Origin of the sequence: Brevibacillus sp. NL20B1, assembly GCF_018195675.1 — a bacterium.
Lineage (GTDB): Bacteria > Bacillota > Bacilli > Brevibacillales > Brevibacillaceae > Brevibacillus > Brevibacillus aydinogluensis.
On record NZ_JAGTPT010000018.1, the window covers coordinates 37,978 to 63,495 of the forward strand.

General features: G+C 58.1%; 29 protein-coding genes and 1 other annotated feature. Of the genes, 26 read left to right on the top strand and 3 right to left on the bottom strand.

Annotation, left to right across the window (positions count from 1 at the left end):
• Positions 1-56 precede the first annotated feature (56 nt).
• The 13 genes from minC to KDN35_RS13260 all read left to right on the top strand — a co-directional run bounded on the left by minC (position 57) and on the right by KDN35_RS13260 (position 10,550).
• Positions 57-725, top strand: coding sequence for a septum site-determining protein MinC (gene minC / locus KDN35_RS13200; RefSeq protein WP_304414479.1), 669 nt, complete (start codon positions 57-59; stop codon positions 723-725).
• Between the two features lie 27 nt (positions 726-752).
• The gene (minD, locus tag KDN35_RS13205; protein ID WP_171565475.1) at positions 753-1,547 is read left to right on the top strand and encodes a septum site-determining protein MinD; all 795 of its coding nucleotides are present in this window, start codon (positions 753-755) and stop codon (positions 1,545-1,547) included.
• A gap of 132 nt (positions 1,548-1,679) precedes the next feature.
• A complete protein-coding gene (gene rodA, locus KDN35_RS13210; protein WP_212132918.1) occupies positions 1,680-2,816 on the top strand; it encodes a rod shape-determining protein RodA in 1,137 nt (378 codons plus the stop codon).
• A 233-nt stretch (positions 2,817-3,049) separates the two neighbouring features.
• A complete protein-coding gene (locus tag KDN35_RS13215) occupies positions 3,050-3,250 on the top strand; it encodes a cold-shock protein (protein ID WP_029097474.1) in 201 nt (66 codons plus the stop codon).
• 183 nt (positions 3,251-3,433) lie between these two features.
• A complete protein-coding gene (locus KDN35_RS13220; RefSeq protein WP_212132919.1) occupies positions 3,434-4,210 on the top strand; it encodes a M23 family metallopeptidase in 777 nt (258 codons plus the stop codon).
• A complete protein-coding gene (locus tag KDN35_RS13225; RefSeq protein WP_230076713.1) occupies positions 4,203-5,039 on the top strand; it encodes a M50 family metallopeptidase in 837 nt (278 codons plus the stop codon). The genes KDN35_RS13220 and KDN35_RS13225 overlap by 8 nt, the downstream gene beginning before the upstream one ends.
• Before the next feature lie 168 nt (positions 5,040-5,207).
• Entirely contained in the window at positions 5,208-6,740 is a 1,533-nt protein-coding gene (locus KDN35_RS13230; RefSeq protein ID WP_212132920.1) for a ribonuclease E/G, read from the top strand.
• A gap of 61 nt (positions 6,741-6,801) precedes the next feature.
• Positions 6,802-6,880, top strand: a sequence feature (ribosomal protein L21 leader region).
• Between the two features lie 10 nt (positions 6,881-6,890).
• Entirely contained in the window at positions 6,891-7,202 is a 312-nt protein-coding gene (gene rplU / locus KDN35_RS13235) for a 50S ribosomal protein L21 (protein ID WP_171565471.1), read from the top strand.
• Positions 7,203-7,220: 18 nt separating this feature from the next.
• The gene (locus KDN35_RS13240) at positions 7,221-7,574 is read left to right on the top strand and encodes a ribosomal-processing cysteine protease Prp (protein ID WP_171565470.1); all 354 of its coding nucleotides are present in this window, start codon (positions 7,221-7,223) and stop codon (positions 7,572-7,574) included.
• 2 nt (positions 7,575-7,576) lie between these two features.
• Positions 7,577-7,876 carry a 50S ribosomal protein L27 gene (gene rpmA, locus KDN35_RS13245; RefSeq protein WP_029097468.1) on the top strand — a complete coding sequence of 100 codons (300 nt, stop codon included), beginning with the start codon at positions 7,577-7,579 and terminating at the stop codon, positions 7,874-7,876.
• Positions 7,877-8,007: 131 nt separating this feature from the next.
• Positions 8,008-8,592: a Spo0B domain-containing protein gene (locus KDN35_RS13250; protein ID WP_171565469.1), complete on the top strand. Its 585-nt coding sequence runs from the start codon at positions 8,008-8,010 to the stop codon at positions 8,590-8,592.
• Positions 8,593-8,605: 13 nt separating this feature from the next.
• Entirely contained in the window at positions 8,606-9,883 is a 1,278-nt protein-coding gene (gene obgE / locus KDN35_RS13255; protein ID WP_212132921.1) for a GTPase ObgE, read from the top strand.
• A 7-nt stretch (positions 9,884-9,890) separates the two neighbouring features.
• Positions 9,891-10,550, top strand: coding sequence for a PilZ domain-containing protein (locus KDN35_RS13260; RefSeq protein WP_171565467.1), 660 nt, complete (start codon positions 9,891-9,893; stop codon positions 10,548-10,550).
• A gap of 136 nt (positions 10,551-10,686) precedes the next feature.
• On the opposite strand, the gene KDN35_RS13265 is transcribed toward KDN35_RS13260, so the two are convergent.
• Positions 10,687-10,839: a hypothetical protein gene (locus tag KDN35_RS13265; RefSeq protein ID WP_171565466.1), complete on the bottom strand. Its 153-nt coding sequence runs from the start codon at positions 10,837-10,839 to the stop codon at positions 10,687-10,689.
• A 174-nt stretch (positions 10,840-11,013) separates the two neighbouring features.
• Here KDN35_RS13265 and KDN35_RS13270 point away from each other — a divergent pair, with 174 nt between their 5' ends.
• The 7 genes from KDN35_RS13270 to KDN35_RS13300 all read left to right on the top strand — a co-directional run bounded on the left by KDN35_RS13270 (position 11,014) and on the right by KDN35_RS13300 (position 18,762).
• Entirely contained in the window at positions 11,014-11,457 is a 444-nt protein-coding gene (locus KDN35_RS13270; protein ID WP_171565465.1) for an ACT domain-containing protein, read from the top strand.
• 26 nt (positions 11,458-11,483) lie between these two features.
• The gene (locus KDN35_RS13275) at positions 11,484-12,788 is read left to right on the top strand and encodes a homoserine dehydrogenase (protein ID WP_212132922.1); all 1,305 of its coding nucleotides are present in this window, start codon (positions 11,484-11,486) and stop codon (positions 12,786-12,788) included.
• The gene (thrC, locus tag KDN35_RS13280; RefSeq protein ID WP_171565463.1) at positions 12,785-13,885 is read left to right on the top strand and encodes a threonine synthase; all 1,101 of its coding nucleotides are present in this window, start codon (positions 12,785-12,787) and stop codon (positions 13,883-13,885) included. Before KDN35_RS13275 ends, thrC begins: the two co-directional genes overlap by 4 nt.
• Positions 13,885-14,814 (top strand): homoserine kinase, encoded by a 930-nt coding sequence (gene thrB, locus KDN35_RS13285; protein WP_171565462.1) that lies wholly within the window; start codon positions 13,885-13,887, stop codon positions 14,812-14,814. The genes thrC and thrB overlap by 1 nt, the downstream gene beginning before the upstream one ends.
• 23 nt (positions 14,815-14,837) lie before the next feature.
• Positions 14,838-15,704 carry a prephenate dehydratase gene (pheA, locus tag KDN35_RS13290; protein ID WP_171565461.1) on the top strand — a complete coding sequence of 289 codons (867 nt, stop codon included), beginning with the start codon at positions 14,838-14,840 and terminating at the stop codon, positions 15,702-15,704.
• A 282-nt stretch (positions 15,705-15,986) separates the two neighbouring features.
• Positions 15,987-17,723 (top strand): SafA/ExsA family spore coat assembly protein, encoded by a 1,737-nt coding sequence (gene safA, locus KDN35_RS20095; RefSeq protein WP_349290983.1) that lies wholly within the window; start codon positions 15,987-15,989, stop codon positions 17,721-17,723.
• A gap of 10 nt (positions 17,724-17,733) precedes the next feature.
• Positions 17,734-18,762 (top strand): phosphotransferase, encoded by a 1,029-nt coding sequence (locus tag KDN35_RS13300; RefSeq protein ID WP_171565459.1) that lies wholly within the window; start codon positions 17,734-17,736, stop codon positions 18,760-18,762.
• A gap of 43 nt (positions 18,763-18,805) precedes the next feature.
• On the opposite strand, the gene KDN35_RS13305 is transcribed toward KDN35_RS13300, so the two are convergent.
• On the bottom strand, positions 18,806-20,794 hold the full coding sequence (locus KDN35_RS13305; protein ID WP_171565458.1) for a bifunctional 2',3'-cyclic-nucleotide 2'-phosphodiesterase/3'-nucleotidase: 1,989 nt from the start codon (positions 20,792-20,794) through the stop codon (positions 18,806-18,808).
• Between the two features lie 177 nt (positions 20,795-20,971).
• Between KDN35_RS13305 and KDN35_RS13310 the strand changes: the two genes are divergently transcribed.
• Positions 20,972-21,559 (top strand): BofC C-terminal domain-containing protein, encoded by a 588-nt coding sequence (locus KDN35_RS13310; RefSeq protein WP_249179094.1) that lies wholly within the window; start codon positions 20,972-20,974, stop codon positions 21,557-21,559.
• Positions 21,560-21,589: 30 nt separating this feature from the next.
• On the opposite strand, the gene KDN35_RS13315 is transcribed toward KDN35_RS13310, so the two are convergent.
• Positions 21,590-22,675 carry a hypothetical protein gene (locus KDN35_RS13315; protein ID WP_212132923.1) on the bottom strand — a complete coding sequence of 362 codons (1,086 nt, stop codon included), beginning with the start codon at positions 22,673-22,675 and terminating at the stop codon, positions 21,590-21,592.
• Between the two features lie 133 nt (positions 22,676-22,808).
• On the opposite strand from KDN35_RS13315, the gene KDN35_RS13320 reads away from it, so the two are divergent.
• The 5 genes from KDN35_RS13320 (at position 22,809) to KDN35_RS13340 (ending at position 25,462) form a co-directional block, all read left to right on the top strand.
• Complete coding sequence (locus tag KDN35_RS13320; RefSeq protein WP_171565455.1) at positions 22,809-23,000, top strand: hypothetical protein; 192 nt, start codon at positions 22,809-22,811, stop codon at positions 22,998-23,000.
• A 129-nt stretch (positions 23,001-23,129) separates the two neighbouring features.
• On the top strand, positions 23,130-23,630 hold the full coding sequence (gene ruvC / locus KDN35_RS13325) for a crossover junction endodeoxyribonuclease RuvC (protein WP_171565454.1): 501 nt from the start codon (positions 23,130-23,132) through the stop codon (positions 23,628-23,630).
• Complete coding sequence (ruvA, locus tag KDN35_RS13330) at positions 23,627-24,244, top strand: Holliday junction branch migration protein RuvA (protein ID WP_171565453.1); 618 nt, start codon at positions 23,627-23,629, stop codon at positions 24,242-24,244. Before ruvC ends, ruvA begins: the two co-directional genes overlap by 4 nt.
• Before the next feature lie 4 nt (positions 24,245-24,248).
• Positions 24,249-25,247, top strand: a complete 999-nt coding sequence (ruvB, locus tag KDN35_RS13335; RefSeq protein WP_171565452.1) for a Holliday junction branch migration DNA helicase RuvB — start codon at positions 24,249-24,251, stop codon at positions 25,245-25,247.
• Complete coding sequence (locus tag KDN35_RS13340) at positions 25,244-25,462, top strand: DUF2905 domain-containing protein (RefSeq protein ID WP_035300231.1); 219 nt, start codon at positions 25,244-25,246, stop codon at positions 25,460-25,462. Before ruvB ends, KDN35_RS13340 begins: the two co-directional genes overlap by 4 nt.
• Positions 25,463-25,518 lie beyond the last annotated feature (56 nt).

Here is a 25,518-nt window from a genome sequence, read left to right on the forward strand (position 1 = left end):
AATGGAGCAGGAATCTTTTGTAATCGTGGCGAATGGTATCGCTCGAGGTGAAACAGGTGACGACTGTGAAAAACAAGGTCACGATCAAGGGAACAAAAGATGGTCTCGTCTTTTTCATGGATGACGCCTGTTCCTTCGACGAACTTCTGGCCGATTTGCGTGAAAAGATAGAGCACAGCCATCAACAGATCTTGTCGGGTCCGTTGATTCGCGTTTCGATTAAATTGGGAAAGCGATACTGCACTCCTGAACAACAGGAGCAGTTGACGCAAATTATCCGGCAAAAAGGCAATCTGGTGATCCACACGATCGAAGCGGACGTGATCACCAAGGAAGAAGCGTTTGCCGAACGTCTCAAATCGACGTTTTCCATCCAGGTACACACGGTTCGCGCCGGGCAGGTGCTGGAGTTCGACGGTGACTTGCTGCTTCTGGGAGACGTCAACCCGGGAGGCATCGTGCGGACGACGGGCAGCATTTACGTGCTGGGTCATTTGCGCGGGTACGCCCACGCCGGGATCAACGGGGATACGCAGGTGATCATCGCCGCCGCGGTCATGAATCCCACCCAACTGCGCATCGCGGAAGTGATCAGCAGGCCGGGAGAAGAGTGGGCGAAAAACGGCGGCACGGAATTCGCCTATTTGGAGAACGGCACCATGCTGGTAGCCAAAATGAATTATCTGCCCCGGATTCGCCCCGAATTGGGCGCGAAAAAAGTGTGAGGCGTTAGGGTAAGAGGAGGAACGGACGTGGGTATTGGAATTGTCGTAACATCAGGAAAAGGCGGCGTGGGCAAGACGACCACTTCCGCCAATTTGGGAACGGCGCTCGCTCTCCTGGGCCAGAAAGTCTGCATGGTCGATACGGATATCGGACTGCGCAATCTGGATGTCGTCATGGGACTGGAGAACCGCATCATTTACGACCTGGTGGATGTGGCGGAAGGGACTTGCCGCCTGCAGCAGGCGCTGATCAAAGACAAGCGGTTCGAAACCCTGTCCCTGCTGCCAGCTGCACAGACCAAGGACAAGTCGGCGGTTTCCCCCGAGCAGATGGAGGAAATCGTCACACAGTTGAAGCGGGAGTTTGACTATGTCCTGATCGACTGCCCGGCCGGGATCGAGCAGGGATTCCGCAACGCGGTGGCAGGCGCGGATCAGGCGATCGTAGTCACGACGCCAGAGAAAGCCGCTGTCCGTGACGCGGACCGGATCATCGGTCTGTTGGAACGGGAACAGGTCGGCATGCCCAAGCTGGTGATCAATCGTGTGCGGTCGCACCTGGTGAAAAACGGCGACATGCTCGATGTGGAAGATATTCTGGATTTGTTAGCCATTGACTTGATTGGCGTTGTGCCGGATGATGATCATGTCATCAAATCGGCTAACCAGGGTGAGCCGGTGGTGATGAACCACGAGTCCCGTGCGTCCATCGCCTACCGCAACATCGCCCGCCGCCTGTTGGGCGAAGCCGTGCCGCTTCAGCCGCTGCAGGAAAAGACGGGCGTGCTGCAAAAGGTGCGCAGGTTTTTCGGATTGAAATAAAGCGACGTTAGCCGAACCAAAAGAACAGGAGTTTTCCTGTTCTTTCATTCTTATCGGCGCAGATGCGCAAGCGGATCCCAGGAAGCCGCGTCCCTCGTGAGAATGGGAGCCAGGGAGGGCGAAGAAACTACTATGTTTGACCTTGAAAAACGACATCTGAAATCGATCGACTGGCCAATTGTGATCATCCTGTTTGGCTTGGCCGTGTACAGCTACAGTGGTATTTCCGGATCGGACAAAGGTATCCACATGGCCAACCAGCAGATGATCTGGTACGCGATCGGATTTATGGTGCTTTTCGCTACGCTGCTGTTCGACTATCGGCTGTATTACTCCATGTCTTACGTCTTGTACGCCATCGGCATCATCCTTTTGATCGGCGTATTCCAGACGACGCCGATCAACAACGCCACGAGTTGGTACCGCCTGCCGGGGGGCGTTTTGTTTCAGCCGTCTGAGCCGATGAAACTGTTTACGATTTTGACGGTGGCCCGTTACCTGGCCAACAAGGCTGACGATCCCGAGCGGTTCCGGTATTTCTATCAGCTCATTCCCGTCGGGCTCATCATCGCCGTGCCCTTGCTGTTGATTTTGGTGCAGCCCGATTTGGGAAGCGCGCTGGTGTACTGCAGCATTTTGGCCACCATGCTGCTTGTGGGGGGCATCCGGTTGAAACACGTGCTCTACCTGGGCACGCTCGTCGGCAGCTTTTTCGGGTTTATGACGTATCTGTACTTTTTCCATCAGTCGATTTTCTTCAAGATCTTCAAACCGTATCAGTTTGATCGGATCAAGTTTTGGCTCAACCCCGATCTGGAACCGATGGGGCGCGGTTTTCAATTGAAGCAATCGCTGATTGCGATCGGCTCCGGCCAACTGTTTGGCAAAGGCATTAACACGCCGACCCAGGCCAGTTTCGGCTGGGTCCCCGTCGGCGAAAGCGACTTCATCTTTACCGTCATTGCGGAAAAGCTCGGTTTCGTCGGCGCGGGTGTGCTGATGATCCTGTTCTTCTTCCTGATTTACCGGATGATCCGCATCGCGATGGAGGTTAAAGATCCGTTTGGTTCCTATGTAGTGGCAGGGGTGGTCGGCATGTTCACGTTCCAGATTTTTGAGAACATCGGCATGACCATCCAGTTGATGCCCATCACCGGGCTTCCACTGCCCTTTATCAGCTACGGCGGCAGCTCGCTGTTGACCAATTTTCTGATCATCGGCGTCGTCCTGAACATCGGGATGCGCAAGGACAGACTGCGTTTTGATTAAATGCGTGACAAACCGATCCGGATGTGATACACTCAATCTAAGTTAACCCGTTTTACTAGCTGTAGTGATTTGATATAGGTTGTGGAGTCGTACCTTGTTGAGAGACGCCACCATGTGGTCAAATCTCGGCTCGGTACGACTTTTTCCATACCGGCAAAAACTCCTCTGTAAAAACAGGTTAACGGATCACTCTTTCGCCCCGATGCGGGCGCATGTTTAGGAGGTTTTGTTTCATGCAACAAGGTATTGTTAAATGGTTCAACGCGGAGAAAGGATACGGTTTCATCCAGGTTGAAGGCGGAGATGACGTATTCGTACACTACAGCGCTATCCAGGCAGAGGGTTTTAAAACGCTGGAAGAAGGTCAAAAGGTTGAGTTCGAAATCGTTCAAGGCAGCCGCGGACCGCAAGCTGCGAACGTTGTGAAACTGTAAACAATGGCCCATATCAAAAGCAGTCTCTCGATGGAGAGGCTGCTTTTTTGCATGTCGGGGCAGTCCCCAGCTGCCCAGGTCAACAGCCGTCATCCGTTCCTTACGGCTGTATGCCGCGCGGTTATAATGCGGACAGACAGGTCATAAGATGGTACAAAAGCTTGGCCATCGGAGGGATGGGACATGTTCGACGAAGTGGATCGTGTCAAAGAGAGGAGGCGGGCGCGGATGGAGCGGATTCGCTCACAGTCGCGCGACAGTCTGGCCCCGTTTGTCGACGACTGGAAAGATCCGATCGACCCCGACGACGCTCTGTTTCCATACGCTTCCCGCCGGAACAGCACCATGCCCCAACTGCCTGACCGGGAGCAATGGGGCATCCGGATCTTCGCGTCCGCGCTATTGGTGGGTCTGGCCTATCTGATTTTCCAAACGTCCGTCGTTCCGTTGGACTGGAAACATTCGGCGCGCGAAGTGATGACGCGCGATTTTAATTTTGCCGGCGTGGCCGACTGGTACGAAGCGCGCTTCGGTGCATTGCCGACGCTGTTGCCGTCCCTGTCGGGCAAGAAAGCGGTTCCGGTGGACGGGCACAGCACACAGACCGTCTGGAAATGGCCGGTTTCGTGGAAAGTGGTGAAGCCCTTTGACTATGCCAGCGGCAAGGTTGTGCTGAGCACCGGGACAGACGGTGCGGTCACGGTGGGCGAGGCCGGGTGGGTGACGTTTGTGGGGGAAAAGCCTGGTTTTGGCACGACGGTGGTTGTCCGTCTGGCCCAGGGACGGGAGATGTGGTTTGGCAATTTGGAGAAAATTCAGGTCGCGGTAAACGACTTTCTCCAGCCGGGACAGGTGGTGGGCATCCCGCGAGCCGTCAATGAAACGACCCGGTATCTGTACCTGGGGGCACGGGCGCAGGAGCAGGCGATCGATCCGCTGGATGTGATTTCCTTTGAATGAGTGGCGCCCGTTCGGCATCCGCCTGCGCATTCACCTGCTGTTTTGGATTGTGATCGGCATGTCGATCCTGTTGGGAAAGTTTTGGGAGATTATCACCCTGTTTGTGATCGTGCTGATTCACGAGATGGGGCATATCGCGGTCGCCAGGGAGCTGGGCTGGACGGTCACGGAAGTGGAATTGCTGCCGTTTGGCGGCGTGGCGACGATGGAGGAAGCCTACGCAGTCGATCCGCTTGACGAGATTGTGGTGGCCCTGGCCGGCCCGTTTCTCAACGTGGTCATGATCGCGGTCTCCCTGGTATGCTGGTATGCCGGCATCTGGACGGATGAGTGGGCCCGGTTTTTCCTGGCCGGCAACGTGGCGGTCGCCGGCTTCAACCTGCTGCCGATCTGGCCGCTGGATGGGGGGCGGATCGTTCAAGCTGTCCTCTGCTGGTGCATGCCATACCGCCGGGCAGCCATCGCGTCGCTGACACTGAGCGCCATGCTGTCCGCACTGATGCTGGGTGTGTCTGTCCTGTCTCTGCAGACGAATGTCGCCGTGGTGGCCGTGTATCTGCTGGCCGTCAACATTCAGGCCTTTTTGCGTTTTCCCTACCAATTCATCCGCTTTCTGATGGAAAAATACGCGCGCCAGCCGGAAGAGTACGGTGTGCGGGCCTTGACCGTTCCGCCCGAGTCGACGGCGATGGAGGTGTCTCATCTGCTGCGGCGCGGCTGTTCCCACCTGGTCTACGTGCAGGGGAGCGGTCTGCTGGCTGAGGAGCGGCTGCTGCATGCGCTTCTGTTTGAAAACAAACACGATACCGCCGTCGGGCAGTTGGTGTGAGCGCGGCCCCGCCGCTTTTCTTTTTTTCACCGCTGTGGTAGAGTACGTGGTGCGAGTGATGATGCGGACCCCGCCCAAGCGATGGTGGGCATGGCGTGGACGTGCGGGACGTCAAGCCGGCCCGTCCGTCTTACATGCGCGGGAAGAGGGAAAAAGGAGAGGAACGGCGTGAAACAGGTGGCTATCAGCGGGTCTGGCGGCAGGCTCTGGGCGGCGCTGCTTGAACAGGGGCGACTGGTCGAATGGCGCAGCGAACAGGCGGAGACGGAACCGCAGGCGGGTTGTGTCTACCGGGGCAGGGTGACGGATGTGCTGCCGGGGATACAGGCCGCCTTTGTCGACATCGGCCAGGGAAAAAACGCCTTTTTGTACGTGGACGATGCCCTGCCGCCGTTTCATGGAACGGAAAAGCGCCTGATCAACGAGCTGGTGCGAGTAGGTGAAACACTGCTGGTGCAGGTGAGCAAGGAAGCGGCGGAAGGGAAGGCGCCAAAAGTGACGACGCGCATCAGCATCCCCGGCCGACTGCTGGTGTACCTGCCTCCGGAGGGACGAGCCGTCGGGACGGTGGAAAACGGCCTGCCGGTCGCAAGCGTGCCGGCCGAGCCGACTGCCCGCGTCTCGGTTTCGCGCAAGATTGCGGACGAGGCAAAACGGCGGAAGCTGCGGGAGCGGGCCGCCGGACTGCTGGAGGACGGCGAAGGAGTGATCGTGCGGACGGAAGCCGAACATGTCGACGATGAAGCAGTGGCCCGCGAGCTAACCTTTTTGCGAAAGCGCTGGCGGGAAGCGCTCGCCTCGGCCGCCGGGCGGAAAACGCCGTGCCTGATCTGCCGCGATGTCGGACTGATTGAGGCGGCACTGCGCGACTTTGGAGCGGAGGACGCGGAGGAGATCATCGTCGAAGAGACGGCCGCCTTTCAGCGCGTCAAGGAACTGACGGAGGCGCTGTATCCCGACGCGGCGGACAAGATTCGCCGCTATCAGGGCAGGGAACCGCTGTTTGAGCGGCTCGGCCTGGTGGCCCAACTGGACCGGGCGCTGCAGCGGCGCATCCCCCTGCCGAGCGGCGTCCATCTCGTGTTTGACCGCACGGAAGCGATGACGGTGATCGACGTCAACACGGGAGCCTTTAGCGGCAAAGGGGGACAGCAGCGCGAACAGGCGATAACTGCCGCCAACCTGGAAGCGGCCCGGGAGATTGCCCGTCAACTGCGGCTGCGCGACATCGGTGGGATTGTCCTGATCGATTTTGTAAACATGCAGGAAGCGGCCAATCGGGAGCGGGTGTTGGCTGCCCTGCGCGCCGAAGCGGCCAAGGATACGGCTCCGGTGGCGGTGTTAGGCATGACCGCGCTCGGCCTGGTTGAGCTGACTCGCAAGCGGGTGCGGGCCAGCCTGGCCGAACGGATGACGGAGCCGTGCCCCTGCTGTGGCGGAACGGGACGAGTCCTCTCCGTCGACGAACTGGAGCGCCGACTGTTTGACGAGCTGGGCGGGCTTGTCCGCAGCCAGGAGGCGGAAGCGGCGCTGATCGAGGTGCCGGCCCGGATGTACGAACGCTTGGCGGCTGATAGTCCAGAGGGGCGGCCGCTGCATCTGTACGTGCTGCGCGCTGACCATCTTCCGCCCGAGCGATACCGCATCCTGTACGCCGGCCGCAGAGAGGAAGCGGACCGGCTGTATCGGGAAAAAGCATAAAATGCCTTGACTGTACAGTACAGGTATGGTAACCTAATGTCTGTCATGCAGCTATGCCTCGCGCATACTGTAACCGCTCGAATCAGGTTGGACAAGACGCCGTTCGCGGCGCACCTGCACAGGCGAGTCTGAGTATAGGAGGTGCACAACATGTACGCAATTATCGAAACCGGCGGCAAGCAATACAAAGTAGAAGAAGGCTCTGTTCTCTACATCGAGAAACTGGCTGCAGGCGAAGGTGACGTAGTTACTTTCGACAAAGTTCTCTTTGTAAGCAAAGACGGCAAAGTTACGGCAGGTACTCCTACCGTAGCAGGCGCAACGGTAACCGGCAAAGTAGAAAAACACGGTAAAGGTCAAAAAATTATCGTGTACAAATACAAAGCCAAGAAAAACTACCGTCGCAAACAAGGTCACCGTCAACCGTTCACCAAAGTTGTGATCGAAAAGATCAATGCGTAATTTTGGTGACGTACCGAGATGATTACCGTAACTGTTCAGCGCAATGCGCACTGTGAAATTGAAGAGATTGCGATTTCGGGACATGCCAACGCCGGCAGGCATGGCGAGGACATCGTCTGTGCAGCCGTGTCCGCGGTCAGTCTCGGGATCGTCAATTCGATTCAGCCACTGCTCGGATTTGTTCCGGACGTTGAGCACGCAGCAGAAGAGGGCGGGTTTCTCCGCTGGAGAGTGGGCCGTCTCGACGACGCTCGCCTTCATGAGAAACAACAGCTCTTGGCTGAGAGCATGGTTGTTGCCCTGTTTGTTGTAGCTGAAACGAACGGAAAATACGTGGCGATTCACGATTCAAAATGGCAAGGAGGTGCCTGACTATGAAATTCCTGTTCCCAGTTGACCTGCAGTTCTTCGCCTCCAAAAAAGGGGTAGGTTCTACCAAGAACGGTCGCGACTCCATCTCCAAACGTCTGGGTGTGAAGCGCGGCGACGGTCAATTCGTGAAAGCTGGCAACATCCTCGTACGCCAACGCGGTACGAAGATCTACCCGGGTGCTAACGTCATGAGAGGCGGCGACGACACGCTGTTTGCAACGGCTGACGGCATCGTTCGCTTCAAGCGTCTGGGCCGCGATCGCAAACAAGTGGTGATCGAACCGGTCGCTTCTCAAGCGTAAATAGTTCGGAGACGAAAACCCAGCCTTGTCGCTGGGTTTTCTTTTTATCCGGCATGGAGGATTTCTTTTAGTCGTTACGCACGTATGGTACAATGGTAGAAGAAAGAAATTTATCGGTTTGGGTGGGGAAGATGAGGGACGAGCGCACGCTGTTCACGCAGCAAACTGATCAACTGCTGGCCGTATTGAACCGGCAGCGGCACGACTGGCTCAACCATGTCCAGGTTTTGCTCGGCTACCTGCGTCTGGGCCGCTTGGAAGAAGGTGAAAAGTACCTGAAACGCATCGCGGAGCTGGCCATGCAGGAAAGCATGGTGGCCAGGCTGAACAGCTCGCTGCTGTCCGTCTTCTTTTTGACGTTTAACGCGCTAAACAATGACCTGCTGCTGGAAGTGGATGTCTGCAGCGAAGTGGACCTGCGCAAGGCAGCAGCAGACGAGCATGACCTGTTTCAGTTGGTGGCAGGTATTGTGTTTACGGTCGGAGAGCACCTGGACCGGAATGAATTTGAACCGGCCAGCATGCAAATCAGCTTGTACCGAGGCGAAAAGGGCATCCATTTTCGCTTTGACCTGGCCGGGAAGCTGCGTGCATCCGCGCAGTGCGAACTGGAAAAACTGGTACGTGACAAGAGTCGAATTCCGGTGATAATCACCGCGTGCATACATACAGACGAGGAATGGGTACTGGAAACGGCTGTTCCAGTGGCGGAATGAGAGAGGTGACAGCATGTTTGTCGATCAGGTAAGGATTTACGTGAAGGGGGGAGACGGCGGAAATGGAGCAGTCTCTTTCCGACGGGAAAAATACGTGCCGCTGGGCGGGCCGGCCGGCGGTGACGGCGGGCGCGGCGGAGATGTGGTCTTCGTCGTGGATGAAGGGCTGCGCACGCTGGTGGATTTTCGCTACCAGAAGCATTTCAAGGCTCCGCGCGGCGAGAACGGACGCAATAAAGGGCAGCACGGAGCCGGAGCGGAAGACCTCGTCGTGCGGGTTCCTCCGGGGACGACCGTGATTGATGACGATACCGGGGAGGTCATCGCCGACCTGGTCGAGAACGGACAGCGGGCCGTCATCGCCAAAGGCGGGCGCGGCGGACGGGGCAACATCCGCTTTGCCACACCGGCCAATCCGGCGCCGCACATCTCGGAGAACGGTGAACCGGGACAGGAGCGCTATGTGAGACTGGAGCTGAAGCTGATTGCCGATGTCGGTCTGGTCGGCTATCCCAGCGTCGGCAAATCGACGCTTTTGGCCAGCGTAACGGCGGCCAAGCCGAAGATTGCCGCCTACCACTTTACCACGCTGACGCCCAACCTGGGCGTGGTCGATCTGGGCGAACGCAGTTTCGTCATGGCGGACCTGCCGGGGCTGATCGAAGGGGCGCATGAAGGTGTGGGGCTGGGGCACCAGTTTTTGCGACACGTAGAGCGGACCCGTCTGATCGTCCACGTGATCGACATGGCAGCCGTGGACGGACGCGACCCGGTGGAAGATTTCCATCAGATCAACCGGGAACTGAAGCTGTACAACCTGAAGCTGGAAGAGCGGCCGCAGATCGTCGCCGCCAACAAGATGGACCTGCCCGAGGCAAAGGAGAATTTGCGCCGCTTTCAGGAACTGGTGCCCGGTGTGACCGTGTACGAAATTTCAGCGGCTACCCGCCAGGGGGTACAGGAGCTGATGCACGCCGTGGCCGATCTGTTGGAAACGCTGCCGGACAAGCCGGCTGTCGAAGAGGTGGCGGAAGCGGAAGAGCGCGTCGTCTTCCGTGCAGAGAAAGAGCCGGAGCCGTTTGAGATTTCCCGCGACAACGATGTATATGTCGTCAGCGGCGAAAAAATTGAAAAGCTGGTCCGCATGACCAATCTGAACAGCTACGATTCTGTTCAGCGCTTCGCCCGCATGATGCGCAGCATGGGCGTGGACGAAGCCCTGCGCAAACACGGGGCCAAGGATGGCGACACCGTCCGCATTGGTGATTTTGAGTTTGAATTTGTGGAGTGATAACAGTATGGCGGATATCCCCTCCCTTTCTCCGTTTATTGCGGACAAGCGGTTGCAGCGGGGCGGAGCGGTCGAACTGGTGACGCCCTTGGCAGCAAATCGGCCGCTTCATGCCATCGTCGAACATGTTCATTCGGGCTATCTGATCCTTTCGTACGTGGAGAGCGACACGAACCCCTCCCTGTTGGGAACCATCGTCCGTCTGCGCTGGGAAACGGATGAAGCCATTACCTGGCTGAGTCTGCAGGTGGTGCAGGAACAGGCGGTGTGGCCCGTGAAGCTGGCGCGCCTGGTGCCGACCAGCATCGAACAGGAAGCCAAAGGAGAGCGGCCGCTCCTGCAGCCTGATTTTGTCATCAATGTTCCGTACAAAATCATGGGAGCCCGACCCATAGAAGAAAGCGGGGAGGGCGTCCTGCTTCGGTTTTCCCCGACGCATCTGATTGTCGGCACGGACGGATTCGTCTCCGTAGGCGATTTTTTGCACTTGTCCTTTTTTCTTCCGCATTACAAGCAGGAACTGGTGGCGATGACAAAAGTGGTGGAGAAGACGTTTCGGGACGGTTCGGCGGTGTTAAAGCTGGTCATCACCGATCTGGAGGAAAGATATCGTCACGTGCTGCAGCGTTATTACGAAAAATTGGCACAATCCGGACGCAACGCATAAGTCTTGCAATTCCTTGCAACGAGCAGGAATGCGTGAACGTCTCAGGAAGAAAGCGTTCGTCCGGAGGAAATAAATGGAATATTTTGGGAGCAAAAAGTATGCCTGACCACAGGCATACTTTTTTTGCTGTGCCCGTTTACTTGTTGCCGCTCGGATCTTCCACTGCGTGGGGAGACTGGGCCATTTTTTTCCCCCGCGTGTTGTCGCCGAACTGGTCCAAATCGCTCGGCTTGGCGGCGGGGTGGTTGTTCCGGCGCTCCGACTTGTCCGTCTTGCCGCGTCCAGCCATTGGTCACTCACCTCGCTTTGCTCTGGGTCCGTTATAGTCTGTGCCAAGGGAAATTCGCTCATGTACGAGCAGGCGAGCACAAAAAAATTGCATAGAAGGATTGTCAGGGGAAAAGGGATCAGCTATAATGTCCTCTAGGCGAAAACAACTGTTTTTCTCAGGAGGACACAACGTGTGAAACGGGAAGAAAAGTTTTACTTGATTCGCTCCGACATTTTACCGGAGTCGATCGCCAAGACCATCGAGGCGAAAAAACTGCTGGAGGCCGGAGAAGTGGATACGGTAAACGAGGCGGTGGAACGGGTGGGATTAAGCCGCAGTGCTTTTTACAAGTACAAGGACGGCATTTTTCCGTTCAACGCGATGATGAGTGAGAAGATCATGACCATCACGTTTTCGCTGGAACACCGCTCCGGGTACTTGTCCAAGGTGCTGCAGTACATAGCGGAGCAAGGGGGCAACGTGCTGACGATCAACCAGACGATCCCGCTCCAGGGTATTGCCAACATTTCCATGTCGGTGGACATGGCTCATCTGAAGGTGTCCAGCACGGAGTTTCTGGAAGGACTGCAAGAGATAAACGGTGTGCGCAAAGCGATGATTGTCGGTCGCGGATAGCGGCTGCCGGATAGGAGGAGAGAGACATGGACAAGCAAACGGTAAAACTGGGGTTGATGGGGTTTGGCACAGTAGGCACTGGCGTCGTTCGCATCATCCAGGCCCATCAGGAGGATTTGCAAAAACAGACGGGGCTGGGCATCGAGATCAAGCGGATTCTGGTGCAGGATGCAGAGAAGACCCGGAGCATCCCGTCGATGAACAGCGTGCTTACGACCAATGCGTCCGATCTGCTGGACGACCCGGAGATCGACGTGATCGTGGAAGTGATCGGCGGCATCTCGCCGGCGAGAGAATATATTCTGGCAGCGCTGGAACGGGGCAAGCACGTCGTCACCGCCAACAAGGATCTGATGGCCCTGCACGGCGGCGAAATCCTGCAAAAAGCGCAGGAGAAAGGTTGCGACGTCTATTACGAAGCCAGTGTCGCCGGCGGTATTCCGATTCTGAGAGCGTTGGTGGAAGGTTTTTCGTCTGACCGTATCACCAAAATGATGGGGATCGTCAACGGCACGACCAACTACATCCTCACCAAAATGAGCCAGGACGGTGCCGATTACAGCGACGTGCTGAAGGAAGCGCAGGCGCTCGGATACGCCGAAGCAGATCCCACCTCCGATGTCGAAGGCTATGACGCTGCCCGCAAGATGGCGATTCTGGCGACGTTGGGCTTCCGTGTGCCGATGAAGCTGGAGGATGTGGACGTCAAAGGCATCAGCGGGGTGACCAAGGAAGACATCGCCTACGGCAAAAAGCTGGGCTACGAGGTGAAGCTCCTGGGTCTGGCCCGTCGGGACGGCGAAGCAATCGAGGTAAGTGTACAGCCGACAATGGTCGCCAAGAGTCACCCGCTGGCATCGGTCAACGGAGTGTTCAACGCCGTCTACGTGCACGGGGAAGCAGTGGGCGAGACCATGTTTTACGGTCCGGGTGCAGGCGAACTTCCGACGGCAACGGCCGTCGTGTCGGACTTGGTGACGGTGGTGAAAAACATGAAGCTGGGTGTAAACGGACGGGGCATGGTCGCTCCATACAAAGAAAAGATTCTCAAGGATGACAAGCAGAAATTATCAAAATATTTCCTCCGCATCGTCGTGGCCGACAAGCGCGGTGTACTGGCGCAGATTACACAGCTGTTGGCGGACAAGAACATCTCGCTGGAGCAGGTGCTGCAGCAGCCGTACAACAACGGTGAACAGGCGGAAATCATCATCGTGACGCATCTGGCGTCGAAGGGAGACATGGACGAGGTGCTGCAGGGCATGGAAGAACTGGAGATCGTGAGCGAAGTGAAAAGCTGCTACCGCGTGGAAGGAGGCGAGCAGGCATGAGCCAATGGCAATCGTCTGTTCAGGCCGACCGGCAATCCGGCATCATCGCCCGGTACCGCCAGTTTCTGCCGGTGACGGAAAAGACTCCGCATGTCAGCCTTCACGAGGGCAACACGCCACTGATATACGCTCCGTCTCTCTCCCGGCAATTGGGTGTAGAGCTGTACTTCAAGTATGAAGGGCTGAATCCGACCGGCTCGTTTAAAGACCGCGGCATGGTGATGGCCGTCGCCAAAGCGCTGGAAGAAGGCAGCACCACCATCATGTGCGCCTCCACCGGCAATACCTCTGCTGCTGCCGCTGCCTACGCCGCCCGCGCCGGGCTGCGCTGCATCGTGCTGATCCCGAGCGGCAACATCGCGCTGGGCAAACTGGCGCAGGCGATCGCCTACGGAGCGGAGGTTATCGCCATCGACGGGAACTTTGACGAAGCGCTGCGCATCGTCCGCGACATCACCGCTGCTGAGCCGATCACGCTGGTCAACTCGGTCAACCCGTACCGGATCGAGGGGCAAAAAACCGCCGCGTTTGAAATTTGCGACGCGCTTGGCACCTCCCCGGACATTCTCGCCATTCCGGTGGGCAACGCCGGCAACATCACGGCATACTGGAAGGGCTTCAAGGAGTACCACGCAGCCGGAAAAACGGCACAACTGCCGCGCATGTTCGGCTTTCAGGCGGCGGGAGCGGCGCCGCTGGTCCTCGGCCATCCCGTGCCCAATCCGGAGACGATTGCCACGGCGATTCGCATCGGCAACCCGGCGAGCAAGGATGGAGCGCTGGCGGCCATCGCCGAATCGGACGGTCTGGTGGACAGCGTGACCGACGAGGAAATTCTGCACGCCTACCATTTGCTCGCGAAAAGCGAAGGCATCTTCTGCGAACCGGCATCGGCCGCTTCCCTGGCCGGCGTGATCAAGCTGCGCGAGGCGGGCAGATTGGAGCAGGGCCTGACGATCGCATGCGTGCTGACGGGCAACGGACTGAAAGATCCCAATACCGCCCTCAAGCTGGTAGGGGAAGAACCGCGCTCCGTGCCGGCGACGCGTGACGCGGTGATGGCGTTGATTCGCGAAAATGCGGGAGGCGTTTCGTGATGAACCGTCCTCTCGTGCGGGTCACCGTCCCCGCCAGCACCGCCAACCTGGGACCGGGCTTCGATGCCGTGGGCATGGCCTTTCAATTGTACTCCACAGTGGAGATGGCGCTCAGCGAGACGACGGAAATCGTGCTGATCGGCGAGGAACTGGAGGGGCTGCCCGCGGACAAGGGGAACCTGCTGTACCAGGTGGCCGCAGGACTGTTTGCGGAAGCGGGGCTGCCCGTCCCTGAACTGTATATCCGCGCAACGACGGAAGCGCCGCTGACGCGGGGGCTTGGCAGCAGCGCCGCGGCGATCGTCGGCGCACTCGTCGCCGCCAACAAGCTGGCCGGAGAGCCGTTTGACCGGGAGCGGCTGTTTGCCATCGCCACCCGGCTGGAAGGCCATCCGGACAACGTGGGGGCGTCGCTGTTCGGCGGCATTGTGGTGGCGACGATGCCGGAGCGGGACGAGGAGCCGATCCCTTACGTCCGCCTTGCTCCCCCGGAGGGGCTGCATACGCTCGTAATCATCCCTGACTATCCGCTGTCGACGGAAAAGGCGCGCCATGTCCTGCCTGATGTGTACAGCAAACCGGATGTCATATATAATGTTGGTCATAGCAGTTTGCTGGTGGCCGCTTTGGCCCAAGGCAGATTGGACCTGTTGGGTCAGGCGATGGGGGATCGGCTGCATCAGCCGTACCGGGCTGCGCTTGTCCCCGGCCTGCGTGAAATCCTGGACGGGGCGTCTCGCAACGGCGCACTGGGTGCGGCGCTGAGCGGCGCGGGACCGACGATGCTCTGCTTCTACTCGACGGACGCGGAGCGGGAAAAGCTGCAGGCGTTTGTCGACAGTGTGATGCAAAAGCACGGCGTTTCCTACCGGACGATGCGGTTAAGACCCGATGAGCATGGCGCACAGGTGACAATCTCGACCAGATAGAGAATGCGGATAGGAGTATTGTCATGGAGAAACGATTGGCTTTTCTCGGACCGCGCGGAACATTTTCAGAAGAAGCGGCCCGCGCGTTGACGGCGCGTCGGCCGTTTCGTTACTTGGCGTGTCCGAGCATCATCGACGTTCTGAACGCCGCTGCCACAGGAGAGGCAGACTACGGCGTGGTGCCGGTGGAAAACACGATTGAAGGCACCGTCAACGCGGCCATGGACTGGTTGATTCACGAGGTGGACCTGCCGATTTTGGCCGAACTGGCGCTGCCAATATCACAGCACTTGCTGGTGGCCAAGCGGGACGACATCCTGCCGCTCGAAGCCATTACCCGGATTTTGTCGCACCCGCACGCCATCGCCCAGTGTCACAATTTTCTCCGCAAGCACCTGCCCCACGCTGAAATTGAGTACACCAACAGCACGGCGCAGGCGGCACAGATCGTCAGCGAGCATCCGGAGGAACCGTGGGCGGCGATCGGGACGCGGCTCAATCCGGAAATCTACCCGCTGTCGTTTGCTCAGCAGGAGATTCAAGACTATTCCAACAACTATACCCGTTTTGTCCTCGTCGGTCGCGAACCGCTGGAGATGCCCCCGTCTGACAGGGAAAAGACGACCATCCTGGTCACGCTTCCAGAAGATTTTCCGGGCGCCCTCTACCAGGTGCTGGCCGCGTTTGCCTGGCGCAAGATCAACCTGTCCCGCATCGAATCCCGCCCGACCAAAAAGGGATTGGGCAGCTACCTGTTCGTGATTGACATCGAACAAAGAATGGACGATGTGCTGCTTCCCGGCGCGTTTGCCGAGATTGAGGCACTTGGCTGCCAGGTCCGCCAGCTCGGCACGTATCCGTTTTATCTGAAGGCCATTTACAAGGAGTAAGCCATATGTAGAAGAGGAAAATGCCGGGGACCTTCTGAGCGGTTCAAGCATGGTGTCCGCGTTGGAGAAAAAAGGTGAAAGCGTGGCAAGTGCGTGGAGGAAAGCGGCAGTTTCACTGCACTGCTGCAGAAAACTCCCATCGGAACGGTTGTTTGACGACACGTCAAACAGCCGTTTTTTCGTGCGCTCCGCAAGATGGGCGAACGCCCTTTTTTGCCGGGGTGAGCAAAACGCCCATGGGTGCATACCATGAAAAGGAGTTTCCGAGAGGGAGGAGAAACTGTGAAAATCCACGTAGTTCAACGAGGCGACACCATGTGGAAAATCGCCAAAAAATACGGCGTCGATTTTAAAGAACTGCTTCGCCTGAACAGCCAGATAAAAAACCCTGACTTGATTTATCCCGGCATGCGGGTAAAAATCCCGTCCAAGCGCGTGCCGGTACGGCCGCAGAAAAACAGGACGTCATCATCGCAGGAATCTCCCCGGGTTAAAGAAAAGCCGATCAAGGAAGAACAAATGGAGCCGGAGGTGCCGCAGCAAATCGAGATGCGGCCGATGGAGCCGCCGGAGGAAGACACGGATCAGGAGCTGAAACCGGAAACAGAACCGGAAACGGAACTGGGAACCGAACCGGGAGCGGAACCAGGAACAGAACCAGAGATGGACACAGACATCGGGCAAGAGCGCGAAGTGGAAATCGAAGCAGAACAAGAAGCGCCGCAGGCCCTGCCTTCCGAGCCGTCTGAACTGCCCGCGCCGTTCGGCGATATTGGACCGTATGGACCGAATGTGCCGCCAATGCCGCCCGGCCTAGTAAGACCATACGGGCCGAATGTTCCGCCAATGCCACCTGGCCTAGTAAGACCATACGGGCCGGGAGTGCCGCCAATACCGCCCGGCCAGGTAAGACCATATGGGCCGAATGTTCCGCCAATGCCGCCCGGCCAGGTAAGACCATATGGGCCGAATGTTCCGCCAATGCCGCCCGGTCAGGTAAGACCATACGGACCAGGAGTGCCGCCAATGCCGCCCGGCCAGGTAAGACCATATGGGCCGAATGTTCCGCCTGCGCCCCCCGGCCAAGTGCGTCCGTTCGTGCCGTACGCTGCGCCGACACCGCCTACCAGGTTATCGCCGCAGGTTGTGCCTTCGCCCACTCGTCCGGTCACTCCACAGCCGCCGATTCAACCGATTCGGCCGCCTGTGCCGCCTCAACTGAGGCCGGTTCCGCCGACGGCTCCACCGGCCAAGGTGAGTCCGACGCAGCCGATCTGCCCGCCTTGCGGAAGACCGCCGTGGGTAAGCCCGGAGATGCTGCCGCCGAACGCGATGCCGCCGTGGGCAGGTCCGGAAATGCTGCCGCCGAACGCAAGGCCGCCGCGCGTAAGTCCGGAAATGCTGCCGCCGAATGCGATGCCGCCGCGCGTAAGCCCGGAAATGCTGCCGCCACACGCGATGCCGCCGTGGGCAGGCCCGGAAATGCTGCCGCCACACGCGATGCCGCCGTGGGCAGGCCCGGAAATGCTGCCGCCGAACGCGATGCCGCCGTGGGCAGGCCCGGAAATGCTGCCGCCGAACGCAAGGCCGCCGTGGGCAGGCCCGGAAATGCTGCCGCCGAACGCAATGCCGCCGTGGGCGGGTCCGGAAATGATTTCGCCGAACATGATGCCGCCGTGGACAGGTCCGGAAATGCTGCCGCCACACGCGATGCCGCCGGATTACCTGTATGAAGACAGTCCGTCGAGATGGCGGCGTCCGCCGGGCCGTACCCGCCGCAAGAAGAAGCGGCATCATCGGGAGTGCTGCGATTCGACGTCCAGCTCTTGCTCGTGTCGGGACAGCGGTCACGATGGTCCATATGATGACTTGCCCTATCAAGATTGTCAGTGTGACAGCGGCACACAGGAGAACGCGACCCCGTTGACGTACTCTGCTTCCCAATCCATTCCGGCCCTGCCCGCTCAGGAAGTGTGGCCAAATTGGGAACAGGGGCACGATGAATCTTCTTCTTCCTGAGTGTCAGGACATGAGCAGATCCTTTGTTCTTTCTCTTGAAAAAGCGTTCCGCTGCCGCATCTATGGGATAAAGCCCCGACGCAATGTTCATCTTCTCAAGACGGATCGGGGCCATTGGATCATCAAGGGCTACAAAGATCGGGAGAAGGCGGAGTGGGTGACCCGACTCTCCGATACCCTGCAAGAGAAAGGATTTTACCAAACGGTTCAGTACGTCTCCGATGAGCGCGGAGAGAAAATCTTTCCGTTTCAGAACCGTTACTACACCGTGATGAAAATGATCGATGGCCGGGAAGCCGACAACACCTCGCTATCCGACGTAAAAAAATCGGCCGCGACGCTGGCCAGATTTCACCAGGCGGCCAGCGGCTTCCCCGTCCCTTATCCCTATGCATTTGAAGGCAAACCGGCTTTGCTGGACAAATGGGAAAGCCGATTGGAGCATTTCGAGCGGATCATCTGGCACGTGGAACAGCATGGCCCGCAAAACCGGCTGGAACAAATCATCCTGGAGATGGCGGATGAAGTCATCCGTGACAGCCGCGAGATTTTGCAGACGGCGTACAAACTGCCGCTGGCGTCGGAGCTGTTTGCGGTGGTCAAACAGGGTACGCTCGCCCACCGGGACGTGGCCAGCCACAATTTTCTGATCACGCCGCAAGGAAGATGCTATTTGATCGACCTGGACACCGTGAGCCACGACATGCAGCTCAGCGATCTGGTCCAGCTCATGGGGCGCATGCTGCTGATGCAGGGGTACCGCGTCGAATCGTTTGTGGAAGCGATTGAGGCGTACAGCCGGGTAAATGTGCTCAGCGACACCCAAGTCTGGATGATCCACCAGCTTCTGCGCTACCCGGACAATTTCCTGCGCGAAGTGACGGGCGTGTACGCCAACCGGCCGGGTTACACCATGCGCGGTGTGCTGCAGCTCGTACAGATGGAAGCGCGGCTGCGCCGGTCGCGCCGAATGTTTCTGGAAGCGGGCCCGGCGATTTTTCAGCGCTCTCCCTGGGGGTCCTATCTATTTGTCGGGTAAAAGAAAAAAGCTGACGGCACGGATGCCATCAGCTTTTTTCGCGTTACTTGGAGGCTGCCTTGGACAGGTCGATGCTGTATTTGACAAAGCCGTTTTCCAGCGTAGTCAGGTACTTGAGATGCGGCATCTGTTCGGCATACGGTTTGGCGTCCGGGGACGTGGTGAAGGTCACGTTTACCTTCTTGGTGATCGGAGCGAACGACCAGTTGTTGTCGGCTGCCGGGTTGATTGTCTTTTGGCTGAGGATGTAATCGATCACGACCTGGCGGTTTTCGTCCGGCGAGTCGATGACGATGTTGCTGCCGTCCAGACCCGGGAAGTTGCCGCCGCCGCTGGCCCGGTAGTTGTTGGTCACGACGATGAACTTGTCCTCCGCCTTGACCGGTTTGCCGTTGTACGAGAGGTTCTTGATCCGGTTCGCGTTCGGGTTGACCAACTTACCCTCCCTGTCGTACCTGGACGGCTGGGTGACGTCGATCTGGTAAGTGACCCCGTCGATGACGTCAAAGTTGTAAGTCGGGAAGGCTTCGTTGATCAGCGGCTGCTCCTCCGTCTTGTTCACGTCGATCTGATTGAACTGGCCGGCGGAGCGTTCCAGCCACTCTTTCAATTGCGCGCCGTTCACCAGCACCGCTTTCAACGTGTTGGGGTAAATGTACAGATCGGACACGTTCTTGATCGCGATGGTGCCGGCCGGAATGTTGGTGTAGTAGCTTGCCCCGTTGCGGCCGCCCGCCTTGAACGGAGCGCCTGCAGACAGCACCGGAATGCCCTCATATTCCGTGCCCTTGATGTTTTTCTCCACGTACCACTTTTGAGCGTTGGTGACGATTTGGATGGACGGATCGTCCTGGACCAGCGCAAAATAGCTGTGGATTGGCGAGGTGGTTGTGCCTACTGCAGAACGCACCCACTCGACGGTTTTGTCGTGATCCTCCTTCACGGCATTGACGATGGAGGTGTCCACGTCAGCCAGAGCTTTTTTGTTCGCAGTATCGTAGATCGGGATCGCCCGGGATTCCGCTTCGACGACCTTCCATTTGCCGTTTTCCTGTTTCAGCGTCAGGTCGACCACGCCCAGATGGTTGCCCCAGTAGCCCGGCATGACGGCCGGCTTGCCGTTGATCAGCCCTTTTTTTGCGTCGATGCCCGGGATGTTCTCATAGCCGGGGCCCGGGAAGACAGAGTGGGAGTGGCCAAACAAGATGGCGTCGATGCCGTCCACTTTGCTCAGTTGATAGCTGGCGTTCTCCAGAGTGGTGCCCGCTTCGACGGGGCCAAGTCCGGAGTGGGGAATGGCGACGATGATGTCGGCTCCCTTTTTCTTCATTTCCGGCACGTATTTCTTCGCCGTCTCCACGATGTCCTTGGCGATCACCTTGCCTTCCAGGTTGGACTTGTCCCACACCATGATCTGCGGCGGAACAAAGCCGATCACACCCACTTTCAGCTTGACGTCCTTGCCGCGCTCATCCTTGAACGTGCGCTCCAGGATCAGATAAGGCGTGAACTTGTTCTTGTCGTTGTCCGGGTTGTTGTCTTTGTCGTCCACGTACACGTTGGCGTTGACGTAGGGGAATTTCGCCCCCTTGAGGCTGCGATCCAGATGCTCCAGGCCGAAGTTGAACTCGTGGTTGCCGATGTTGCCGGCATCGTAGTTCAACAGGTTCATCGCCTTGTAAACGGGATGAATCTCGCCGTCCTTGAGCGGTTTTACCCTTGCCACGTAATCGCCCAGCGGATTGCCCTGGATCAGGTCGCCGTTGTCAAACAGCATTGAGTTTTTCACTTCTTCGCGGGCTTTTTTGATCAGCGAAGCAGTCTTGGCCAGGCCGAACTCGTCCGTTTCCTTGTCTTGATAGTAATCGTAGTTGACGATGTGCGTATGGAGGTCGGTCGTCTCCAAGAGGCGCAGTTTCAGTGTGGAGTCCCCGTTGGCGCTTGCCGGTACGAGCGGGAACGAAAGCGCCGCCACAACCAGGGAAGCAGACAGGAGACAGCTGGCCAGCCTGTGTACGCGTGCCTTTTTCATAGGATTGCATTCCTCCCGTGAAAGATAGATTACGTGCAATCATAGTGTATCACGTCTGTAGGGGATTGGGTATATTTTCCACGGGTAGTTGTCGCAAAGATAAGAATTTTGGCGATTCCCGGGTATTTCCTATTAGAAAATTGGCAATGCTAGTTGGAAACAGGTACAAAGGAGTACATGGGTATCATGAGGCGGCATTGGTTGTTTTTCATGTCGTGGACAGCCGTGTTTGCCGTTGGTTTGGCCGGCGGCATTGCGGCAGGAGAATTGATCCGGGACCAAAACGGGAGCGGACTATCCTGGCTGGCTGTGGAGACAGGCGGATCACAGGAGACCGTGAACAAGCCGTACCAGCTGGTGCTGGCTCGCACCTACCTGTGCGGCGTAAAGGATGAAGAAATCAAACAGGTTCCGCACGAGCAACTGGCCCAAGCCCTGGTGGCGTACAGCGGGTGGGAGATTATCGCGTCCGATCCTGCCAAGCTGATCCTGTACAAGCGGGAGAACGATCTGGCTCCGTCGTGCAAGGCAAACGGATACTTCGGCTTGTCGCCCGATGGCGTGCTGACGTTGTTCAATGGCCTGCCGGCGGAGCAGCAGGTGGTGCAGACGTTTTACCGGATCGACACCGCAAAAATGGAAACAAAACTGACCAAGGATAAGCTGGAATCGTTGAAACGGGGCATCCGTGTCCGCGATCTGGCGGAGTACAACAGCGTGCTGTCCACGTACAGTGAGTTTCAGACAGACGAAGAAGAAAGTTGAGATGGGAGGCTGACCCGTTGCGGGCAGCCTTTACTCGTCGGCACAAATATCCGTGATTTTCCACGGGGTCCAGGGGGCGGTTCGGCACAAGTGAAACACCCAGCGCCCCTCTTTTTTCTTACCCTCGCTGTTGACGTATTCGAGGCGCACCGGAATCTCCACGGCGAGGATGTCGGCGGTATCGCCGGTCTGGATCTCCTCAGTCCGTTTGACATTGTCAATCTCCTGTAGAAAAGGGGGCAGCGCAAAGCCGTCCGTGGTCATGCGCAGTGTCTGCAAATCGTGTTCGTGCAAGGAAGTGAGAAAGTAGTCCACGAGTTGGTACGGCGAGGCGGCCATCACCGTTTCCGGCAGTTTTCCCGACGCCTTCAATATCATCAGGCTGTGACTGGGGTCCGGCTCCTTGCGCCGGTGCGTGGAACTGCCCGTAAAGTGGATGCAGAAATGACCGGGGAACTGGTTGCCGCGGATCGCGCCTGCCCCGTGCGGCATGCCGTGCATCGAGGCGGCGAGGTACGTGCCGTTCACCTTCACCAGGATCGCCCGACGCTTCCAGCTCCATTTGCCCTGGTAGATCTCTTTCATGATCCGGGTGTCCTCTTTGGTGAGCGGCTGCACGTCGGCGTGACGGCTGCCCGCCCGCCGCTGCACGCGAAACTGTTTTCCCGTCTCCAAGTCGATGACGGTGGCGTACCCCATTCGTTTGAACATGCGGCGCACTTCGCTCCAGTCAAGCGGTTTGCCGAAGTGGACCTGTTCCAGCCGGTTCACGTACCGATCCAGCTCAGCAGCCGCATCGTTGGGCAAGTGCACGGCAGCATGCCGGTTTTGGTCGTACAGGCGGCCGTCATACCCGTACAAAAACGTGCGGGAGCCGATGGAGACCGTTGCCCTGACGGGTTCGGGAGGGGGGCTGGCAGGGCCGATCGGGCTGCGCAGGATGATTTGAGCCAGCCCGTTTTTTTGACGGATGGACAGCGTGGACAAAAAGTCGGCATTCGGTCCGACGCTGACGACAATCTGCAGTTCGGACGGGGGTGCGGCCGTTGCGGTCTGGAGGGGCTGCCACAGCAGCGCAGAGCAGAGGAATAATGTGACGATCAGGACATTACGCACGTCAGGACACCTCCGCGTAATAGTGTGCGCTGCCGGGCGCATCCCGCTTGCGAAGCAAATCTTGCCATCATATCATGCTGATGCTCACGCCAAACTGTTCTCATACGGCGCTTTAAGGAGGGGTCTTGCCAGCATGTCTTCGATGCCTCGAGGAAGCTACAAAGACCAGTTTCACCAGCGTTTGTATGTTCAATTGAACCAGGGGCACAACAAGCTCGACTATCGCCGGATCAACCAGATCCGCGAACAGATGCGTGAAAGCGTGGACGAATACGCGCACATGCTGCACGACGAAGCGGATGCACTGGGATTGAACAAGCACTAGGTGACGCCGTATGCAGTCCGATCCTGTGAAAGGGTCGGGCTTTTTCTTTTGCCGATGGAAATGCACGTTCGCTTTTTCTCCGCTTTGTGGTACAGTAGGAACAGAAACTTGAACGCGGAGAGTGGGCCCATGCGCATCATCGGTATCGACCCCGGCATTGCCATCGTCGGGTTTGGCATCTTGGAAAAACAGGGCAGTAAACTGCGCCCTGTACAGTACGGCAGCATTCAGACGGAGGCGGGCCTGCCGGTGCCGCTAAGGCTGAAACAGATCTTTGAAGCGATGCAGAGCCTGCTTGATACATACCGGCCGGATGAGATGGCCGTTGAGAAGCTGTTTTTCAACAAAAACGTCACGACCGCTTTTACGGTCGGGCAAGCGAGGGGAGTCATCCTGCTGGCCGCCGAGATGGCCGGCATTCCCGTCTACGAATACACGCCCATGCAGGTGAAGCAGGCGGTTACCGGCTATGGCGGAGCAGAAAAAAGGCAGATTCAGGAGATGACGCGAATGCTGCTCCGGTTGAAGGAGACGCCCAAGCCGGATGACGTCGCCGACGCACTGGGCATCGCCATCACCCACGCGCAGTTCCGCGCCTTTATTTCCCTTTCGGAAGGAGCACAACGATGATTGATTTTGTGGAAGGCACGCTGGCTTACCTGGATGCCGAGTACATCGTCATCGAAGCCGGCGGCATCGGCTATCGCCTCTTTTGTCCCAATCCGTACCAGTTCGTCCGGTACGAAGGGACGAAAACCAGGCTGTACACCCATCACCACGTCAGGGAAGACGCGATCCTGCTCTACGGGTTTGCCACGCGGGAGGAGCGCGACTTGTACCGCAAGCTGCTGGACGTCAACGGCATCGGCCCCAAAGGAGCGCTGTCCATCCTGGCCGCCGCGACGCCGGAACAGATCGTGATGGCTGTTCAACAGGAGAATGTCTCCTATCTGACGAAGTTCCCCGGAATCGGGAAAAAGACCGCGCAGCGGATGATCCTTGACTTGAAAGACAAGCTGACCGGCTACACGCCGTCGGCGGTCATGGCTGTTGCCGCGACGGAACTGGCGGCAGGCGAAAAGGCGGCGTCCGCGCTACAGGAGGCGCAGGAGGCGTTGACGGCGTTGGGCTATTCCGACGCCGAGCTGCAGTCGATTCGCGGCGCCCTGTCCGAAGCGGCCAAGGGTGGCGCGCCGGTTGAGCAGTTGATCAAGCAGGGGCTTGCGCTGTTAATGAGGGGGTGAGGAGTTGGATCATCGCATCATTACGACGCAGATGCATGTGGAGGAGGATGCGGCGGAACTGAGCCTGCGTCCCCGCTATCTGAATGAATACATCGGACAGCAGCAGGTAAAGGATAATCTGAAGGTGTTCATCGAGGCGGCCAAAATGCGCAAGGAAGCGCTGGACCACGTCCTGCTGTACGGTCCCCCCGGCCTCGGCAAAACCACCTTGTCGCAAATCATCGCCAACGAGCTGGGGGTAAACATCCGCACCACCTCCGGTCCGGCGATCGAACGGCCCGGCGATCTGGCCGCGCTGCTCACCAATCTGCAGGAGGGCGATGTGCTCTTCATCGACGAGATCCATCGGCTCAACCGCAGCGTGGAAGAAGTGCTGTACCCGGCGATGGAGGACTTTGCCCTGGACATCGTCATCGGCAAAGGGCCGAGCGCACGCAGTGTCCGGTTGGATCTGCCGCCGTTCACGCTGGTCGGGGCCACCACCCGGGCGGGGATGCTGTCGTCTCCGCTGCGGGACCGCTTCGGCGTGGTCAACCGGCTGGAGTTCTACACCGTTCCCGAACTGACGTTTATTGTTACGCGGGCCGCCGACATATTGCAGATCGGCATCACCGAGGGCGGCGCCGAAGAGATTGCCAAACGCTCGCGCGGAACACCCCGCGTAGCCAACCGGCTGTTAAAACGGGTCCGCGATTTCGCCCAGGTGCAGGGTGAGGGCGTGATTACCGCGGAGATAGCCCGGGAAGCGCTGGAGCGCTTGCAGGTGGATGCCTGCGGGCTGGACCACATTGACCACAAACTGTTGCTGGCGATCATCGACCGGTTTGACGGGGGGCCGGTCGGCTTGGACACAATCGCCGCTACCATCGGAGAGGAAGGGCAGACGATTGAGGACGTCTGTGAGCCGTACCTGCTGCAAATCGGCTTCATGCAGCGGACCCCCCGCGGCCGTGTGGTGACGCCGTTGGCTTATCAACACTTTGGTCGGGAGATGAAAGCGTGAATCCGGTAGCCAAACTGCTGATTATTGGAGGAGCCGTGCTGATCGCAATCGGTCTGTTGTGGCAGGTGGGCGGCCGCTTTCTGCCGCTCGGACGCCTGCCCGGAGACATCGTGGTGGAAAAGGAAAACGTCAAGTTTTACTTTCCGATCGTCACCTGCATCGTGATCAGTATTCTGCTGTCGTTGGCCGGATACTTGTTCCGCCTGTTCAAATAGCCATGAAAGACGGAGCCTGCCCTTCAATTGAAGAGCAGGCTCTTTGTTTGATATAG